Below are 17788 nucleotides of genomic sequence, written 5' to 3' on the forward strand. Positions count from 1 at the left end.
CTTCCCTCTCAGCCCAGCAGGACGTCGTCGTCGCCGAGGCGCTTCACCTCGCGGTAGAGGATGGCGAGGTTGGTGATCACGGCGGCGCCGGTGACGACGGCGTCGAGCAGCCGCAGTGTGTCGTTCTCGCCGCGCGCCTTCTTGATCTGCTTGTACACACCGACGGCGCCGAACGCCGAGGTGGCCATGGAGACGTACAGACCGGACTTGGACTTCTTGAAGCCCTTGGCCTTGGACAGTGCGCTCACAGTGACGGTGCCTCCTCGATCAGCGGGTGCCCCCACTTTTCCACGAAGGCGGCCTCGACCGCGGCGCCGACCGTGTAGAGCCGGTCGTCCTTCATGGCGGGAGCGATGATCTGCAGACCCACCGGCAGGTTGTCCTCGGGCGCGAGGCCGCAGGGCAGCGACATGGCCGCGTTGCCGGCCAGGTTGGTGGGGATGGTGCACAGGTCGGCGAGGTACATCGCCATCGGGTCGTCGGCGCGCTCGCCGATCGCGAAGGCGGTGGTCGGGGTGGTCGGCGAGACGATCACGTCGACCTGCTCGAAGGCCCGCTCGAAGTCCTGCGTGATGAGGGTGCGGACCTTCTGGGCGCTGCCGTAGTACGCGTCGTAGTAGCCGCTCGACAGGGCGTACGTGCCGAGCATGATGCGGCGCTTGACCTCGTCGCCGAAGCCGGCCTCACGGGTGAGCGAGGTGACCTCCTCGGCGGAGTGCGTGCCGTCGTCGCCGGTCCGCAGGCCGTAGCGCAGGCCGTCGAAGCGGGCGAGGTTGGAGGAGCACTCGGAGGGTGCGATGAGGTAGTACGCCGACAGCGCGAGGTCGAAGGACGGGCAGTCCAGTTCGACGATCTCGGCGCCGAGACCCTTCATCATCTCGACGGCCTCGTCGAACCGCTGGACGACACCGGCCTGGTAGCCCTCGCCGCGGAACTGCTTGACGACGCCGACGCGCAGGCCGGCGACCGAGCCGTTCCGCGCGGCCTCGACGACCGGCGGGACCGGGGCGTCGATGGAGGTGGAGTCGAGCGGGTCGTGCCCGGCGATCACCTCGTGCAGCAGGGCGGCGTCCAGGACCGTACGGGCACACGGACCGCCCTGGTCGAGGGAGCTGGAGAAGGCGACCATGCCGTACCGGGAGACGGCACCGTACGTCGGCTTGACGCCGACGGTGCCGGTGACGGCGGCGGGCTGGCGGATGGAGCCGCCGGTGTCGGTGCCGATGGCGAGGGGCGCCATGTAGGCGGCGAGCGCGGCGGAGGAACCGCCACCGGACCCGCCCGGGATCCTGGTGAGGTCCCACGGGTTGCCGGTCGGCCCGTAGGCGCTGTTCTCGGTGCTGGACCCCATGGCGAACTCGTCCATGTTGGTCTTGCCGAGGATGACGACGTCGGCGTCCTTGAGCCGCTTGGTGAGCGTCGCGTCGTACGGCGGGATCCAGCCCTCGAGCATCCTGGAGCCGACGGTGGTCGGGATGCCCTCGGTGGTGAAGATGTCCTTGAGCGCGAGGGGCACGCCAGCCAGCGGACCGAGCTTCTCCCCCCTGGCGCGCTTGTCGTCGACGGCGCGGGCCTGGGCGAGGGCGCCCTCACGGTCGACGTGCAGGAAGGCGTGCACCTTCTCGTCGACGGCCTCGATCCGGGCGAGATGGGCCTCGGTGACCTCTACGGCCGTGAGCTCGCCGGAGGCGATCTTCCCGGCGGTCTCGGCGGCGGTGAGCCTGATGATGTGATCGCTCATGGCGGGTTACTCCTCCCCCAGGATCTGCGGCACCTTGAAACGCTGCTGCTCCTGGGCCGGGGCGCCGGAGAGCGCCTGCTCGGGGGTGAGCGAGGGACGGACCTCGTCCGCGCGCATGACGTTCGTCAGCGGGAGCGGGTGCGAGGTCGGCGGTACGTCTTGGTCGGCGACCTCGCTGACGCGGGCGACCGCGCCGATGATGTCGTCCAGCTGGCCCGCGAAGTGGTCGAGCTCTTCGGGCTTCAGCTCCAGACGCGCCAGCCGGGCGAGGTGGGCGACCTCCTCGCGCGTAATGCCAGGCATGCAGCGATCCTCTGGGTGAGTGTGTGTGTTTTGGGGCCAATCCTATGGGGCGGGGGGCAGTGTCCGTGAAACCGCACCGCCCCACCGGACCGGCCGCCCGCACCGCGGGCATCCCACCCACCCGAGCCGCGCGCTACTCCTCCGCCGTGGTCACCGCCGGGAGGGCGGCCGCGGGGCGTTGCCAGCCCCGGGAGCCCCGGGCGAGGAGCCACGCCGTCGTCTCGTCCGGCGGCATCGCCGCCGCGACCAGCCAGCCCTGCACCGCGTCGCACCGGAGGTCCCGCAGCCGTTCCCACGTCTCGTCGTCCTCCACCCCCTCCGCGACGACGAGCAGCCCCAGCGAGTGCGCCAGATCGACGGTGCACCGCACGATCTCCGCGTCCTCGGTGTCCACCGCCAGCCGGGCCACGAACGACCGGTCGATCTTCAGCTCGCTCACCGGCAGCCGCCGCAGATGCACCAGCGACGAGTACCCGGTTCCGAAGTCGTCCAGCGACATCTTCACCCCGTGCCCGGTCAGCGCGTTCAGCGTGTCGGCCGCCTTCTGCGGGTCCTCCAGCAGCACATGCTCGGTGATCTCCAACTGCAGCGCCCCCGCCGGCACCCCGTGCCGGGCCAGCCGCGCCGCCACGGAGCCGGCGAACCCTGGCGTGTGGACGTCGCGGGGCGAGACGTTGACGGCGACCGGCACGAACAACCCCTGCGCGCGCCACTTCGCGACCTGCGCCAGCGCGGTCTCCAGCACGTACTCGGTGAGGTGCGGCATCAGCCCGGACGACTCGGCGATCGCTATGAACTCGTCCGGCGGCACCCTCCCCCGCTCCGGGTGCACCCACCGCACCAGCGCCTCCAGCCCCGCCACCTGCCCGTCGAAACGCACCTTCGGCTGGTAGTGGAGCTCGACCTCGTGGGCGTCCAGCGCCCGCCGCAGATCGCCCAGCAGCCCCAGCCGGTCGGGGGTGTTGGAGTCCCGCTTGGACTCGTACGCCTCGACCCCCGTACGGTCCCGCTTGGCCTGATACATCGCCACGTCGGCCCGTCGCAGCAGCCCTTCCGCGTCGTCCGCGTGGTCCGGGAACACGGCGACCCCCGCGCTCGCCTCCAGGACGAGGGTGAGCCCGTCGAGGTCGAGCGGGGAGCTGAGGGCGGAGACGAGGCCGCGGGCGACCCGGGTCGCGGACGTCGTGGAGTCGGCGACGGGCAGTAACACGGCGAACTCGTCGCCGCCGAGCCGCGCGGCCTCCGCCCCGCGCGGCAGCGCGACTCTGAGCCGGTCGGCTATCTGCAGCAGCAGCCGGTCACCGGCGAGATGCCCGAGCGTGTCGTTGACGGACCGGAACCGGTCCAGGTCGATCAGCATCAGAGCCGCGCGCGCACCGATCCGCTCCGCGTCGTCCAGCGCGGTCCAGATGCGTTCGAGCAGCCACTGCCGGTTGGGCAGTCCGGTCAGCGGGTCACGCAGCTGCTCCTCGGCACGCGCGCGGGCTATCCACAGGGTGGAGTCGAGGGCGATCAGCGGAATGGAGAAGAGCGGCAGCAGCACGGGCTTGGCGACGGCGACGACACAAACCAGGGGCGCTATTCCCAACAGCGCGACGGCGACGAGCCCCTGCCGCACCAGCGCGGTACGCGCCACGGTCGGCAGCCCCGCGCGAGGGGTGTGGAGGTACCAGAGCAACGCGCGCGTGACCAGGAGATAGGTGGCGGCGACGAGCACGACGCCCGGCGCGGTGTAGAGCGTCCAGGTCTCGGGGGCGGAGGGCGACTCGACGGACGGCACGAAGCCGAACGCGGCCAGCACCAGCGCCCCGGCGCCGATGCCGAGCAGGTCCACCGCGCCGTGCAGCACGCCCTGCCGCCAGCGGCCCCGCCGGGCGATGCCGACGAGCACGACGACGGTGAGGCTGACCATCCCGGCGGAGACCCAGCCGTACAGCAGCAGCACCGCGAGGGTGAGGGCGGCGCCGGAGCCCGTACCGCCCCACCACCGGGAGCGGCCCAGCATCACGAGATGGCCGACGATGACGCCGGTCAGGACGGCCAGCGACCAGCCGACGGTGCCGGACGGGAAGAGCGCGTGTCCCCCGGTGAACGCCCGCAGGACGCCGGCGCCCAGGACGAAGCCGGCCGCCGCGACGACGGCGGTGGGCAACGCGGGCCAGGACGGATGCCGTTCGGCGTCCACGTCGGACAACCCGGCGCCCCGCACACCGCCGGCGCGCAGATCCACGCCGAGCGCGTCCGCGCCCCGTACACCCCCGCCGCGTACAGTCGCACCACGCGCATCGACCCCGCGCACATCCGCGACGCGCGCCCCGGTGCGCCCCACTGCGCCCGGTCGCCCCGCGGGCCGCCCGCTCTCACGTCCGCGCCGCCATGCGACCGCCATGCGGCGCAGACGCGGCCGTGAGCCCGGGGCGGCGCTCTCGGTCGGTTCCATTCCCGTCCCTCTCCCAGCCGGCGGTGCCCACGCCACGCGGCCCGATGCCCGACGACCCTCAGCGGCTCCGCGGTGGAAAGCCCTTACCCCGAACCCCTCACGGGTCCGGGCTGCCCCGACCGCGGCTGGGCACGGCAGGCGCACATCCCAACAGTAGGCCGCAGAGGGCGCCCAGGGGCACCGGTCGCCGACGGTTGCCCGAATGCGCCCCAGCCACCCGTATGCATCTGGTATGCGCCGATCCGACGGTCTTCAACCGCTACTCCTCGGCCGAAAGAGCGGCCTCCGCGGCGGCTTCTGGCCCCTGCTCCAGCAGGACGCCGAAACCGTCCTCGTCCAGAACGGGAACCTTGAGCTGCATCGCCTTGTCATATTTCGTACCGGGATTGTCGCCGACGACGACGAAGGACGTCTTCTTGGAGACGGATCCGGTCACCTTCGCGCCCCGGTGCTGCAGCGCCTCCTTCGCGCCGTCCCGGGTGAACCTCTCCAGCGTCCCGGTCACCACGACGGTGAGCCCTTCCAGCGGACGCGGCCCCTCGTCCTCGCCGGACCGTTCCTCCTCCATGCGGACGCCGGCCGCCCGCCACTTGCGGATGATCTCGCGGTGCCAGTCCTCGGCGAACCACTGCTTGAGCGAGGCGGCGATGATCCCGCCGACCCCCTCGGTGCCCGCCAGTTCCTCCTCGGTGGCCTGCTCGATGCGGTCGATGGAGCGGAACTCCCGGGCCAGCGCCTCCGCCGCGACCGGGCCGACATGACGGATCGACAGACCGGTCAGCACCCGCGCCAGCGGACGCTCCTTGGCGGCGGCGATGTTCGCGAGCATCGCGACCGCGTTCTTCCTGGGCTCGCCCTCCTGGTTGGCGAAGACGGTGGCGATCTTCTCCTCGCCGGTCTTCGGGTCCCGCTTGGGCAGCCCGCTGTCCTGGTCGAGGACGTACGCCTTGATGGGCAGCAGCTGTTCCAAGGTGAGGTCGAACAGATCGCCCTCGTCCCTCAGCGGCGGCTCCGCGGGCTCCAGCGGCCTGGTCAGCGCCGCGGCGGCGACATAGCCGAAGTGCTCGATGTCCAGCGCCTTGCGCCCGGCGAGATAGAACAGCCGCTCACGCAACTGGGCCGGGCACGCACGGGCGTTGGGGCAGCGCAGGTCGACGTCGCCCTCCTTCATGGGCCGCAGCGCCGTACCGCACTCGGGGCACTCGGCCGGCATCACGAACGCGCGCTCGCTGCCGTCCCGCAGGTCGGCGACCGGCCCGAGGATCTCCGGGATCACCTCACCGGCCTTGCGCAGCACCACGGTGTCCCCGATGAGCACGCCCTTGGCCTTGACCACGTCCTGGTTGTGCAGGGTGGCGAACTCGACCTCGGATCCGGCCACCGTGACCGGTTCCACCTGTGCGTACGGCGTGACCCTGCCCGTACGGCCCACTCCCACGCGGATGTTGAGGAGCTTGGTGTTGACCTCCTCGGGCGCGTACTTGTACGCGATGGCCCAGCGCGGGGCGCGCGAGGTGGAGCCGAGACGGCCCTGGAGGGAGATCTCGTCGAGCTTGACGACGACGCCGTCGATCTCGTGCGCCACGGAGTGCCGGTTCTCGCCGTAGTACGCGATGAACTCCCGTACGCCCGCGAGGTCCTCGACCACCCTGTTGTGCGGGGAGGTCGGCAGGCCCCACGTCTTGAGCAGGTCGTACGCCCCGGACAGGCGGGTGAGACCGCTGAAGCCCTCCAGGGTCCCGATGCCGTGCACGACCATGTGGAGCGGCAGCGTCGCCGTGACCTTGGGGTCCTTCTGGCGCAGTGAACCCGCGGCGGAGTTGCGCGGGTTGGCGTAGGGCTTCTCCCCCGCCGCGACCCGGCGGGCGTTGAGCCCCTGGAACTCCTCCATCGGGAAGTAGACCTCGCCGCGGATCTCCACCAGGTCGGGCACCTTGTCGCCGCGCAGCCGGTCCGGGATCTCGGCGATGGTGCGGACGTTGGGCGTGATGTCCTCGCCGGTGCGGCCGTCGCCCCGGGTGGCCGCGCGGACGAGCCGGCCGCGCTCGTAGGTGAGGTTGACGGCGAGGCCGTCGACCTTCAGCTCGCACAGGAAGTGGTACTTCTGCGTGCCCAGTTCGCGGTGGATGCGCTCCACCCAGGCGGCGAGGTCGTCGTCGTTGAACGTGTTGTCGAGGGAGAGCATGCGCGAGGGGTGCTCGACGGAGGTGAACTCCGTCTCGTACGCCCCGGCGACCTTCTGGGTCGGCGAGTCCGGGGTGCGCAGCTCCGGATGCTCCTCCTCCAGCGCCTCCAGCTCGCGCAGCAGGCGGTCGAAGTCGGCGTCGCTGATGACGGGCGCGTCGTTCACGTAGTAGCGGAAGCGGTGCTCCTCGATCTGCTCCGCGAGCCTGGCGTGCTGCTCCCGTGCCTCGGCGGGCACGCTCGTCGTCTCCGCTTGCTTGTCGCCGGCCACCGTGGGTCCTTCCGTCACTCCGGGTTGTCCGCGAGGGATCTCGCCGCCCGGACGCAGTGGGCGTAGGCGGTGCGCGCGTACTGCGGGGAGGCCCCCGCGAGTCCGCACGCCGGGGTGATCGTGACCGCCTCCGGGAGTAGTCCCGGCCGCAGCCCCAGCCTGCGCCAGAGCGTCCTGACCCCCATGACGCTACCGGCAGGGTCCGACAATGTGGTGTCGGTGCCGGGGACGACACCGGCGAACAGCCGGGTGCCGTTCTCCACCGCTTCCCCGATCGCCTCGTCGTCACGCTCGGTGAGGAGGGAGAAGTCGAAGGAGACCGCCGCCGCGCCCGCCCGGCGCAGCAGGGCGAACGGGACGTCCGGTGCGCATGAGTGGACCACGACGGGCCCGCCGTCGTGCACCCCGACGACGTCCCGCAGGGTGGCCTCGACGAGCTGACGGTCCACCGCGCGGTGGGTGCGGTAGCCGCTGGCAGTCTTCACGTGTCCGCGCAGTACGGCGGTGAGGGAGGGTTCGTCGAGTTGCAGGACGGGGCGCGCGCCGGGGATGCGGCGTCGCACCTCGGCGAGGTGGAGGCGCAGGCCCTCGGTGAGGGAGGCGGCGAGGTCGCGGCAGGCGCCGGGGTCGGAGAGGGCGGACTCGCCGTTCCTCAGCTCCAGGGCGGCGGCGAGGGTCCAGGGGCCGACCGCCTGGACCTTCAGGGGGCCCTGGTAGTCCTGGGTGAACTCCTCCAGCGCGTCGAGGTCCTCACGGAGCCAGGAGCGGGCGCGTTTCGTGTCCCGGCCGGGGTGGTCGCCGATGCGCCAGCCGCTGGGTTCGACGCGGGCGTACAGCTCCACGAGGAGGGCGGTGGTGCGGCCGATCATGTCCGCGCCGGGGCCGCGGGCGGGGAGTTCGGGGAGGTGGGGGAAGGTCTCGAAGCTGCCGGTGACCGTTCTGGCGGCTTCTCTGGCGTCGCCGCCCGGCAGGGACCCGACGCCGGTCGCGGGGGCGAAGGGGGACTGGCTGTTTTCGCTCACCCGTAGAGCGTACGCAGGGGTGGGGAGTGCTTTCCGCCCCCGCCGTCCCGTCCCGTCACCGGGGGCGCTGCCCCCGGACCCCCGCTCCTCAAACGCCGGAGGGGCCGGGCCGAGCGGAGGGGCCGGGTTGAGCGGAGGGGAGTTTCAGCGTCCCGGTCGCACCGTCATGTCGTTGATCTCCGCGTCCCTCGGGAGGTCCAGGGCCGTCACGATCGTGGTCGCGACCGATTCCGGGTCGATCCACCGCGACGGGTCGTAGTCCTTGCCCTCCTGGCGGTGGACCTTGACCTGCATGGGGCTCGCGGTGCGGCCGGGGTAGACCGAGGTGACGCGGACGCCTGCCGCGTGCTCCTCCTCGCGCAGGGAGTCGGCGAGGGCCTTGAGGCCGTGCTTGGAGGCGGCGTAGGCGGACCAGTCGGCGTGGGCGCGGAGGCCTGCGCCGGAGTTGACGAAGATCACGTGGCCCCGGCTCGCGCGGAGCTGGGGCAGGAGGTGGCGGGTCAGCTCGGCGGGGGCGATCAGGTTGACGTCGAGCTGGTGGCGCCAGGTCTTCGGGGTGAGGTCGCCGACCGGTCCGAGGTCGACCACGCCCGCGATGTGCAGGAGGGAGTCCACCCGGTCCGGCAGGGACTGGTGGGAGAAGGCCCAGGAGAGCCTGTCGGGGTCCGCCAGGTCACCGACGAGGGTGCGGGCGCCGGGGAACTCGGCCACCAGCTCCTTCGCCCGCCCCGCGTCACGCGCGTGCAGTACGAGTTCGTCCCCGCGCGCGTGCAGCCGACGGGCGACGGCCGCGCCGATGCCGGAGCCCGCTCCGGTGATCACATGTGTAGCCATGCCCGCCATGCTCGCATCACCGGGCGCTCACTCCACGCCCAGGCCCTCCTCCAGGTAGGCCAGCGCGCCCACCGGCTCCTCGGCGAAGAACACCAGCTCGGCGAGGGGGCGAGGCAGGAAACCCTCGTCCTCCATACGGCGGAACTGCTCCTTGAGTCCGTCGTAGAAGCCCGCGGTGTTGAGCAGGACCACCGGCATCTCGGTGTGCCCGTGCTTCTTCAGCTCCAGGATCTCGGTGGCCTCGTCGAGGGTGCCCGTGCCGCCGACCATGATGACGACGGCGTCGGCCTTCTCCAGCAGCAGCCGCTTGCGCTCGGCGAGGTCACGCGCGATGACCATCTCGTCGACGCCGTCGCGCGCCTTCGCCGCGAGGAACTCGACGGAGACGCCGCAGAGGCGGCCGCCCGCCTCCTCCACACCGTCGGCGACCACCTTCATCAGGCCGGTGTCCGAGCCGCCCCACACCAGCGTGTGCCCGCCCTTGCCGAGCAGCCGCGCGAACTCCCGCGCGGGGCGTGTGTAGCGTTCGTCGAGCTCGGCGGCGGAGAGGAAGACGCAGATTCTCATGCCCCCACGGTACGGGCCCGGGCCCGGTCCGACATCGCTGTCAGCCGCATCTTGGACTGCCGGTGCGGCAGCTCCTCCCAGTCGTCCATGAACCGGGCGCTGAGGCCGTGCCCGGCGGCCAGTTCCACGAGTGTCTCGGTCCGGTAGTAGAAGTCCTCGTGCAGCACCTGGTGCTCCTCGCCCTCCGTGCGGTCGAAGGTGAAGTCGAAGAACCCGCCGGGCGCGAGCACCCGCCCCACGTGTGCGAAGCACTCCTCGATGACATGCCGGGGCGAGTGGGAGAAGACGCTGTGCGCGTGGACGACGTCGAAGTGCGCGTCGGGCAGGAAGGCGAAGGTGAGGTCGTCGGCGAGGGACAGGTACGGCATCCTGGCCTGCAGCCCGTCGCGTACGAGGGTGTCCTGGGCGGCGAGCAGGATGTGCGGGGAGATGTCGATGCCGTAGTAGTGGCCGGGTTCCAGGTGGCCGATGAAGAGGCGTCCCGCGCGGAGGTTGCCGCAGCCGATCTCCAGCATGCGGTGGTGCGGCCGGAGCCCGTGCCGCAGCAGGTAGTTGAACTGCATCCGGCCGATGCGCGCCCACTGCTCGCGCGAGGGGTTGTGGCCGACGGCCGCCTCGGCGCCGCGCGCCGCGTCGGAGGCCATCACCGCGCGGTAGTAGGCGATGTGATCGCGGTGGAGCAGCCGCAGCCAGGTGTCGCGCAGTGCGCGCCGCGCGTGGGCGGGGACGCGCCGGGGATGGCGCAGGGCGTAGCCGGCCCGGTGGGCGAGGGTGCCGCGGTTCCGGCCGGTGTCGTCGGCTCCCATGGTTCCGCCTCCTGGTCCGCCTCGGGAAGAAGTCCGCTTCAGAGTGCGCTGTAACCGTCGAGTCGGCTACCCGAGGAGGACGATCGTGACCGCAGGCCACCGCATCACCATCGAGGCGAGCGACCGGCATGTGCGCGTGGAGCACGGCGGGCAGGTGCTGGCGGAGAGCGACCGGGCGCTGGTGCTGCGCGAGACGGGCTGTCCCGCGCGGTACTACATTCCGCCGCAGGACGTACGCCTCGACCTGCTGACGCCGTCCGGGACACAGACGTACTGCCCGTTCAAGGGCACGGCGTCCTACTGGTCGCTGCCGGACGCGGCGGATCTGGTGTGGGCGTATCCGGAGCCGAAGCCGGACGTGGCGCGGATCAAGGACCACCTGTGCTTCTACGAGACGCAGGCCGGCGCGATCGCGTAGAAGGGTCGTGATCGGCGGACGCGCGGCCCGCCTCACCGATGAATCACGCGCGGTGCGGCAGTCTGGTGTGACATGGACAAGAACATCTCTTCGCGTGACGGCACCTCCCTGGCGTACGAGAGCGCCGGGCGGGGTGCCACGATCGTTCTCGTCAGTGGCGCGATGTCGACGGGCGCCACGGTGGCACCGCTGGCGGCCCGCCTCGCGGAGCGGTTCCGGGTGGTCGTGTACGACCGCAGGGGCCGGGGCGGGAGCGGCGACACGGCGCCGTACGCGGTCGAGCGCGAGGTCGAGGACCTGGCGGCGCTGATCGAGGCGATGGGCGGCGAGGCGGCGCTGTACGGCGTCTCCTCGGGCGGCGCGCTGGCACTCAGGGCGGCGGCGAGCGGGCTGCCGGTGCGCCAGGTCGCCGTGTACGAGACGCCGTACGCGATGTCCGAGGAGGATCTCGGGGAGCGGGCGCGCTACACGGAGCGGCTGACGGCGGCGCTCGGCGAGGGGCGGCGCGGGGACGCGGTGGAGCTCTTCCTGCGGCTGACGGGACTGGGCGAGGACGTCATCCAGGGTGCGCGGCAGTCGCCGATGTGGGCCGGGATGGAGTCGATCGCGCCGAGCCTCGCCTACGACGACGCCGTGATGGGCGACGGAAGCGCGCCGCGCGAGCTGCTGTCGTCGATCCCGGTGCCGGTGCTGTCGATCGCGGGTGACGCGAGCCCGGCGTGGATGCGTGCGGCCGCGCGGGCGATCGCGGAGTCCGTCCCCCGGGGCACGTACCGCACCCTGGGGGGCCAGACCCACATGGTGGAACCGGATGTCCTCGCCCCGGTCCTCGCGGAGCACTTCGCTCGCTGAGCGGCGCCGGTGAGGCCCCGCGCGCTCAGGGCCTCATGCGGTCAGCGGCGGGCGCGGAACCTCGACTCGAAGCGCTGGAACGCGCTTTCCTGCTCCCACTGGGCGGCGGCCTTCGGGCTGGACTCCAGCAGGTCCCGGCAGTCCGCGCCGGGGCGGGCGGCGCCGAGGCCGTCGTCCTGGCACGCGGCGACCGGGCGGTAGCCGTCACGCGTGGGGTTGCCCCGCCACAGGCTCGCGCCCGGGAGGAAGGCGTACTCCAGGGAGGCGCGGGCGAGGTCCTTCAGCTCGGGGTAGGTCAGGCCGTACGTGTCGGCGGCGTACCGGTACTCGTGGCTGATGTCGATGCGGCTGACCCCGGGGTCGTCGGTGGCCAGCACGACGGGCACGCCGTAGGAGCGGTAGGTCTCGAAGGGGTGGTCGGCGCCGCGCACCCCGAGGATCTGGGCGTTGCTGGTGAAGGGCACCTCGACGGCGGTCTCGCGGGCGGCCATGGTGCGCGCGGTGCGCTGCCAGTGGTCCTCGTGGACGAGGTCGACCCCGTGGCCGACGCGGTCGGCGCGGGCGACGTCCACGGCCTCCCCGATGTGGAAGGCGAGGTCGGCGGGCTTGACCAGGCCGGGCCACAACTCACCGGCGTGCAGGGTGACATGGGCCCCCGGGTAGACATCGCGGAGGTACTGGACCATGCGCATCTGCAGGCTGTAGTCGCGCAGGGCGACCTCCGCGTCCTCCGGCTGGACGAGGTTGACGGCAACGAACCGGTGGTCGCGTTCGGCCAGGCGCATGCCGAGGGCCAGCTGGGTGAAGACCCGCTCCGGTGAACTGCCGCGCGAGACCTGGGAGATCCAGCGCACCGGCAGACGGCAGGCGGGCTGGGCCTCGCCGGTGTCACAGCGGGCGGCGGTACGGAACTCGGCGTCGGCGTCGTCGGATTCCTTCCGGGCCTCGTCGACCACCCGGTCCAGCTTGCCGCCGGCCGTCAGCTTCTCGTGCAGCCGGGCCAAATCCGGGTCCCAGCCGACCTCCGCCGCGAGGTTCCTCGCCCCGTCGGAGGCCGGGGTGACCATGGTCTCCAGATAGAACTGGTGCTGCGCGGCGACGTCGTTGGCGACCTCGGCGAGCAGCTTCCCGCGGTGTCGCCAGGTCACCTCGCCGAACTTGCCGAAGGTGTCGAAGAAGTGGTCGTGGCCGTTGCCGTCGGCCGGGAAGTCCTGCATGGACCAGGCGCGCACGATCGTGTCGTGGAAGGCGCGGTCGGTGCGGGCGTCCGCGGCGGGCCGGGTGCCGTCGCCGCACGGGGGCGCGACGGCGGTGGTCGTCGCGGTGTCGATACACAGCCCGTCCTCGGCAGCCAGTTCGACGAGATACTCGGTGCGGACCGCACCGGAGAGGTGATTGTGCAGGTCACCGCCCTTGGGGAGGCGGCGGAAGAAGTCCTCCGCCAGCCGCGGGTCGTCACGGATCGCGTCCAGCCGGGCGGCCGTGGCCGCCTCGGAGCCGGACAGCGGGCGCGAGGACTGCCGGGCCGCCGTCCGGTCGGGGGCGGGCGCGTCGGCGTGGGCGGCGGGCAGGACCGCCGGTGAGGACAGCAGTGCCAGGGCGCTGAGCCCGGTGGCGGCTGCGGTGCGGGTACGGCGCGAGAGGCGGGGAATCCGATGAGTCACACCCGGTGATCGTCACAGCGGGTGCCCGGGACACGGGTCCGGGACGATGTACGCCGGGCGATCACCCGCGTGGAGGAACCCACGCGGGCGGAGGGCGCGCGACGGGGTCCGGCCTCGTGTCCCCGGCCTCGTGTCCGGAGTCAGACGGCCGAGTGTGTCTTCGCCGCGCGGCTCGTGGTGGCGATGGTGGCGGACCCGACGACGCGTGTGCCGTCGTACAGGACGATCGCCTGGCCGGGGGCGACGCCGCGGACGGGCTCGGTGAACGACACGTCGAGGGAGCCGTCGACGAGTTCCGCCGTCACCTCGGTCTCGCCGCCGTGGGCGCGGAGCTGGGCCGTGTAGGTGCCCGGACCGACCGGGGCGGCGCCGCACCAGCGGGGCTTGATCGCGGACAGGGCGGTGACGTCGAGGGCGGCCGCGGGGCCGACGGTGACCGTGTTGTCCACCGGGGAGATGTCGAGGACGTAGCGGGGCTTGCCGTCGGCGGCCGGGGTGCCGATCCGCAGGCCCTTGCGCTGGCCGATGGTGAAGCCGTACGCGCCCTCGTGGGTGCCGACCTTGGTGCCGGTCTCGTCGACGATGTCGCCCTCGGCCTTGCCGAGGCGGTTCGCGAGGAAGCCCTGGGTGTCGCCGTCGGCGATGAAGCAGATGTCGTGCGAGTCGGGCTTCTTGGCCACCGCGAGGCCCCGCCGCTCGGCCTCCGCGCGGATCTCCTCCTTGGTGGTGACGGTGTCGCCGAGCGGGAACATCGCGTGGGCGAGCTGCCGGTCGTCGAGCACGCCGAGGACGTACGACTGGTCCTTGGCCATGTCGGAGGCGCGGTGCAGCTCGCGTGTGCCGTCCTCGCGGAGGATCACCTGGGCGTAGTGGCCGGTGCAGACGGCGTCGAAGCCGAGCGCGAGCGCCTTGTCGAGGAGGGCGGCGAACTTGATCTTCTCGTTGCAGCGCAGGCACGGGTTGGGGGTGCGGCCGGCCTCGTACTCGGCGACGAAGTCCTCGACCACGTCCTCGCGGAAGCGCTCGGCGAGGTCCCACACGTAGAACGGGATGCCGATGACGTCGGCGGCGCGGCGGGCGTCGCGCGAGTCCTCGATGGTGCAGCAGCCGCGCGCGCCGGTGCGGAACGACTGGGGGTTCGCGGAGAGCGCGAGGTGGACGCCGGTCACGTCGTGGCCCGCTTCGGCCGCGCGGGCGGCGGCGACGGCGGAATCGACTCCGCCGGACATGGCGGCCAGGACGCGGAGGGGGCGGGAGCGCTGCGAGGTGTCAGTCATAACCACTCCAGGGTACGGGGGCCCGGGAACCACGGCCGCCGAGTATCCGTTCTCGATCACATGGGGGCACAGAAGGCATCCGAGGACGGGGACCGGCGCATCGGGCGGCGGGCCCTCATCGTGGGCGGGGTCGCGGCAGCGGCGGGCACGGCGGTGCTGGCGCGGGACGAGCTGGCGCGGCTGTGGTGGCGCATGCCGGGGGTGGAGAAGCCGCGCGAGGAGGGCGCGGTCGACTACGCGGACGCCCGCTGGGTGGCGGCGTCGGACGCCAACTGGCGCCGTGCGGACAGGCCGGACGACTTCGGCATCGACATGGTGATCGTCCATGTCACCCAGGGCAGCTTCGACAGCGCGGTGCAGGCGTTCCAGGACCCGGGGCACAAGGCGGCGGCGCACTACATCGTCGGGCAGGACGGCCGTATCACGCAGATGATCCGCGAGCTGGACGTGGCGTACCACGCGGGCAACCGCGACTACAACGAGCGCAGCGTCGGCATCGAGCACGAGGGCTTCGTGGACCGCCCCGAGGATCTCACCGACGAGATGTACGAGGCGTCGGCCCGCCTCACGGCCCGAATATGCGCCCGCTACGACATCCCGGTCGACCGCGAACACATCCTCGGCCACGTGGAGGTCCCGGGCACGGACCACACCGACCCGGGCCCCCACTGGGACTGGGACCGCTACATGAAACTGGTCCGCGCGTCCCGCGCCGCGCAAACGAAACCGGACACCAAGGCGCTCCCCTAGGGACGTGCATCACCGCGGCTTCAGGGGCGCGGTGCTGTGCCGATCTGCGGGAGGGGGCGTGAACGCCCCCTACGTCAGTCCCGCCGCGCGGGCCCGTTCGACCGCCGGGCCGATGGCCTTGGCCACGGCCTCCACGTCGGCCTCCGTGGAGGTGTGGCCGAGGGAGAAGCGGAGGGTGCCGCGGGCGAGGTCGGGGTCCACCCCGGTGGCCAGGAGGACGTGGCTGGGCTGGGCCACGCCGGCGGTGCAGGCGGAGCCGGTGGAGCATTCGATGCCCTGGGCGTCGAGGAGGAGGAGCAGGGAGTCGCCCTCGCAGCCGGGGAAGATGAAGTGCGCGTTGGCCGGAAGGCGTCCCCCGGGGGCGGGGTCGCCGCCGAGGATGGCGTCCGGGACGGCGTCCAGGACCGCGGTGACCAGGTCGTCGCGCAGCGTGCCGATCTCGCGTGCGAACCACTCCCGCTGTTCGGCGGCGAGCCGTCCGGCGGTCGCGAAGGAGGCGACGGCGGGGACGTCGAGGGTGCCGGAGCGGACGTGGCGTTCCTGGCCGCCGCCGTGGAGTACGGGTACGGGGGTGTGCTCGCGGCCCAGGACCAGCGCTCCGATGCCGTACGGGCCGCCGATCTTGTGTCCGGACACGGCCATCGCGGCGAGCCCCGACGCGGCGAAGTCCACCGGGACCTGGCCGAAGGCCTGGACCGCGTCGGAGTGCAGGGGCACGCCGAACTCGGCGGCGGTCTCGGCGAGTTCCCGGACCGGCAGGATCGTCCCGATCTCGTTGTTGGCCCACATGACCGTGGCGAGGGCGACGTCGTCGGGGTCACGGGCGATGGCCTCGCGCAGCGCTTCCGGGTGCACCCTGCCGTATGCGTCGACGGGCAGGTACTCGACGGTGGCGCCCTCGTGCTCGCCGAGCCAGTGGACGGCGTCGAGGACGGCGTGGTGTTCGGCGGGGCCGGCGAGGATGCGGGTGCGGGCCGGGTCGGCGTCGCGGCGGGACCAGTAGAGGCCCTTCACGGCGAGGTTGTCGGCCTCCGTCCCACCGGAGGTGAGGACGATCTCGCTGGGGCGGGCGCCGAGGGACTCGGCGAGGGTCTCGCGGGCCTCCTCGACGGTGCGCCGGGCGCGGCGGCCGGCCGCGTGGAGGGAGGAGGCGTTGCCGGTGACGCCCAGGTGCGCGGTGAGCGCCTCGACCGCCTCGGGAAGCATCGGGGTGGTCGCGGCGTGGTCGAGGTAAGCCATGGTGGGGCCGATTCTACGGGGCCCGGTGCGGGGGTCGTGGGGGGCGGTCGGCCGGGTCTCGCGGTTGGCCGGGGAGTGCCGCCCGCTCAGAAGCTCCACGACATCGTGTTGTCCGCCTGGACGAACGCGGCGAGGACGAGGAGGTCGGCGATGCCGAGGCCCAGGCCCAGGAGTGCGCGGCCGCGCCGGGTCGTGCCCCGCCACAGTGCCACGGCCGCCAGCACGATCGCGGTCGGGCCGAGGAAGAGGTTGAGGACGAGCAGGCCCAGCAGGCCCAGGACGAAGGAGGCGACTGCCATGCCGTCGGCGTCGCGGGCAGGGGTGCGGCGGGTGGCCGTCGCGGTGAGGTGCATGGTGGATTCCTCGGTCCGTGTGGGGGTCAGCTTGTCGGGCGTTCGCCGCCGCGGCGCTCGCGGAGCGTGAAGATGCCCAGCCATACGGCGATGACCGCGCCCGCGGCCAGGGAGAAGGTGAGCGGGGCGTGGACGACCGTGCCGAGTGCTACGCCGAGGAGGAGGAGTGTCGCTACGAGGAACAGCATGTGGATCCCTCCGAGACTTTCCGTACAGTTGTTCACTGACTTATCAGTCTAACCCTTCCGCGGCTTCCCATGCCGGGAGAACAGTTGTTGACTGGATGGCATGAGTCACACCCTCGGTGCCCGGCAGGCCCAGAAGCAGAAGACACGGCGGGCGCTGCTCGACGCGGCGCTGGAGCTGCTGGAGGAGCAGAGTCTGAGCAGTCTGGGGCTGCGGGAGGTCACGCGGGCGGTGGGGGTGGCGCCGACCGCCTTCTACCGGCACTTCCGGTCCGTCGAGGATCTGGGGGTGGCGCTGGTGGACGAGGCGCTGGGGAGTCTGCATCCGATGATCCGGACGATCGTGTCCACGACGGGGGACGGGGAGGAACGCATCGCGCGGGCGGTCGGGTTGATCGCCGGGCATGTGGACGCGCATCCGGCGCATGTGCGGTTCATCGCGCGGGAGCGGCATGGGGGGGTGCGGGTGGTGCGGGGGGCGATACGGGAGCAGTTGGCGTTGTTCGCCGGGGAGGTGCGGGACGCGTTGGCTTCTGATCCGGTGTCGGTGGGGTGGGAGCCGGAGGATCTGCTGATGCTGGCGCGGTTGTATGTGGATCAGATGCTGGTGACCGCTTCCGCTTTGCTGGAGGCGGTGGGGGGTGGTGCGGGGGAGCGGGAGCGGGTGGTTCGGGACGCGGTGCGGCGGATGCGGTTGATCGGCATCGGGCGGGCGCATTGGGGGGACGGTGGTGGGGGTGGGTGAGGGGCTTTTCTCGCCCCCGCCGCCCCTTCCCGTTCCCGTCCCGGGGGGGGGGGGGGGGGGGGGGGGGGGGGGGGGGGGGGGGGGGGGGGGGGGGGGGGGGGGGGGGGGGGGGGGGGGGGGGGGGGGGGGGGGGGGGG

18 protein-coding genes are annotated in these 17788 nt (G+C 72.4%); 4 read left to right on the plus strand and 14 right to left on the minus strand.

All coding sequences use genetic code 11. From position 1 onward, the window contains the following. Positions 1–8: 8 nt before the first annotated feature. The 9 genes from ACGFR9_RS25995 to ACGFR9_RS26035 form a co-directional block, all read right to left on the minus strand. Positions 9–248: a hypothetical protein gene (locus ACGFR9_RS25995; protein WP_030216519.1), complete on the minus strand. Its 240-nt coding sequence runs from the start codon at positions 246–248 to the stop codon at positions 9–11. Then, positions 245–1741 (minus strand): Asp-tRNA(Asn)/Glu-tRNA(Gln) amidotransferase subunit GatA, encoded by a 1497-nt coding sequence (gene gatA / locus ACGFR9_RS26000; RefSeq protein WP_393212637.1) that lies wholly within the window; start codon positions 1739–1741, stop codon positions 245–247. Before gatA ends, ACGFR9_RS25995 begins: the two co-directional genes overlap by 4 nt. A 6-nt stretch (positions 1742–1747) precedes the next feature. Then, positions 1748–2044, minus strand: coding sequence for an Asp-tRNA(Asn)/Glu-tRNA(Gln) amidotransferase subunit GatC (gene gatC, locus ACGFR9_RS26005; RefSeq protein WP_006130840.1), 297 nt, complete (start codon positions 2042–2044; stop codon positions 1748–1750). Between the two features lie 133 nt (positions 2045–2177). Continuing rightward, positions 2178–4484 (minus strand): putative bifunctional diguanylate cyclase/phosphodiesterase, encoded by a 2307-nt coding sequence (locus tag ACGFR9_RS26010; RefSeq protein WP_393212640.1) that lies wholly within the window; start codon positions 4482–4484, stop codon positions 2178–2180. A 259-nt stretch (positions 4485–4743) separates the two neighbouring features. Continuing rightward, a complete protein-coding gene (gene ligA / locus ACGFR9_RS26015) occupies positions 4744–6939 on the minus strand; it encodes an NAD-dependent DNA ligase LigA (RefSeq protein ID WP_393212642.1) in 2196 nt (731 codons plus the stop codon). 14 nt (positions 6940–6953) lie between these two features. Continuing rightward, positions 6954–7961, minus strand: coding sequence for a methionine synthase (locus ACGFR9_RS26020; RefSeq protein WP_393212644.1), 1008 nt, complete (start codon positions 7959–7961; stop codon positions 6954–6956). A gap of 144 nt (positions 7962–8105) precedes the next feature. Further along, the gene (locus ACGFR9_RS26025) at positions 8106–8804 is read right to left on the minus strand and encodes an SDR family oxidoreductase (protein ID WP_393212646.1); all 699 of its coding nucleotides are present in this window, start codon (positions 8802–8804) and stop codon (positions 8106–8108) included. A gap of 18 nt (positions 8805–8822) precedes the next feature. Beyond that, entirely contained in the window at positions 8823–9362 is a 540-nt protein-coding gene (locus tag ACGFR9_RS26030; RefSeq protein ID WP_393212648.1) for a TIGR00730 family Rossman fold protein, read from the minus strand. Next, positions 9359–10168, minus strand: a complete 810-nt coding sequence (locus tag ACGFR9_RS26035; RefSeq protein WP_393212650.1) for a class I SAM-dependent methyltransferase — start codon at positions 10166–10168, stop codon at positions 9359–9361. The genes ACGFR9_RS26030 and ACGFR9_RS26035 overlap by 4 nt, the downstream gene beginning before the upstream one ends. An 85-nt stretch (positions 10169–10253) precedes the next feature. Between ACGFR9_RS26035 and ACGFR9_RS26040 the strand changes: the two genes are divergently transcribed. Continuing rightward, positions 10254–10586, plus strand: coding sequence for a DUF427 domain-containing protein (locus tag ACGFR9_RS26040; RefSeq protein ID WP_393212652.1), 333 nt, complete (start codon positions 10254–10256; stop codon positions 10584–10586). Between the two features lie 72 nt (positions 10587–10658). Continuing rightward, the gene (locus ACGFR9_RS26045; RefSeq protein WP_393212654.1) at positions 10659–11438 is read left to right on the plus strand and encodes an alpha/beta fold hydrolase; all 780 of its coding nucleotides are present in this window, start codon (positions 10659–10661) and stop codon (positions 11436–11438) included. A 41-nt stretch (positions 11439–11479) separates the two neighbouring features. Here ACGFR9_RS26045 and ACGFR9_RS26050 read toward each other — a convergent pair whose 3' ends face one another. Beyond that, on the minus strand, positions 11480–13102 hold the full coding sequence (locus ACGFR9_RS26050; protein ID WP_393212655.1) for an adenosine deaminase: 1623 nt from the start codon (positions 13100–13102) through the stop codon (positions 11480–11482). A 140-nt stretch (positions 13103–13242) separates the two neighbouring features. Further along, on the minus strand, positions 13243–14379 hold the full coding sequence (mnmA, locus tag ACGFR9_RS26055; protein WP_393212657.1) for a tRNA 2-thiouridine(34) synthase MnmA: 1137 nt from the start codon (positions 14377–14379) through the stop codon (positions 13243–13245). A gap of 60 nt (positions 14380–14439) precedes the next feature. Between mnmA and ACGFR9_RS26060 the strand changes: the two genes are divergently transcribed. Then, positions 14440–15129: an N-acetylmuramoyl-L-alanine amidase gene (locus ACGFR9_RS26060; RefSeq protein WP_393212659.1), complete on the plus strand. Its 690-nt coding sequence runs from the start codon at positions 14440–14442 to the stop codon at positions 15127–15129. 69 nt (positions 15130–15198) lie between these two features. Here ACGFR9_RS26060 and ACGFR9_RS26065 read toward each other — a convergent pair whose 3' ends face one another. From ACGFR9_RS26065 to ACGFR9_RS26075, 3 genes are all read right to left on the minus strand, one after another. Beyond that, on the minus strand, positions 15199–16368 hold the full coding sequence (locus ACGFR9_RS26065) for a cysteine desulfurase family protein (RefSeq protein WP_393212661.1): 1170 nt from the start codon (positions 16366–16368) through the stop codon (positions 15199–15201). An 86-nt stretch (positions 16369–16454) separates the two neighbouring features. Next, entirely contained in the window at positions 16455–16721 is a 267-nt protein-coding gene (locus tag ACGFR9_RS26070; RefSeq protein ID WP_393212663.1) for a DUF4190 domain-containing protein, read from the minus strand. 26 nt (positions 16722–16747) lie between these two features. Continuing rightward, on the minus strand, positions 16748–16909 hold the full coding sequence (locus ACGFR9_RS26075) for a hypothetical protein (RefSeq protein ID WP_030216501.1): 162 nt from the start codon (positions 16907–16909) through the stop codon (positions 16748–16750). Between the two features lie 100 nt (positions 16910–17009). On the opposite strand from ACGFR9_RS26075, the gene ACGFR9_RS26080 reads away from it, so the two are divergent. Next, positions 17010–17651, plus strand: a complete 642-nt coding sequence (locus ACGFR9_RS26080; RefSeq protein WP_393212665.1) for a TetR family transcriptional regulator — start codon at positions 17010–17012, stop codon at positions 17649–17651. Positions 17652–17788: the final 137 nt, after the last annotated feature.

Source organism: Streptomyces sp. NPDC048584, from assembly GCF_043199595.1.
Taxonomy (GTDB): Bacteria; Actinomycetota; Actinomycetes; order Streptomycetales; family Streptomycetaceae; genus Streptomyces; species Streptomyces edwardsiae.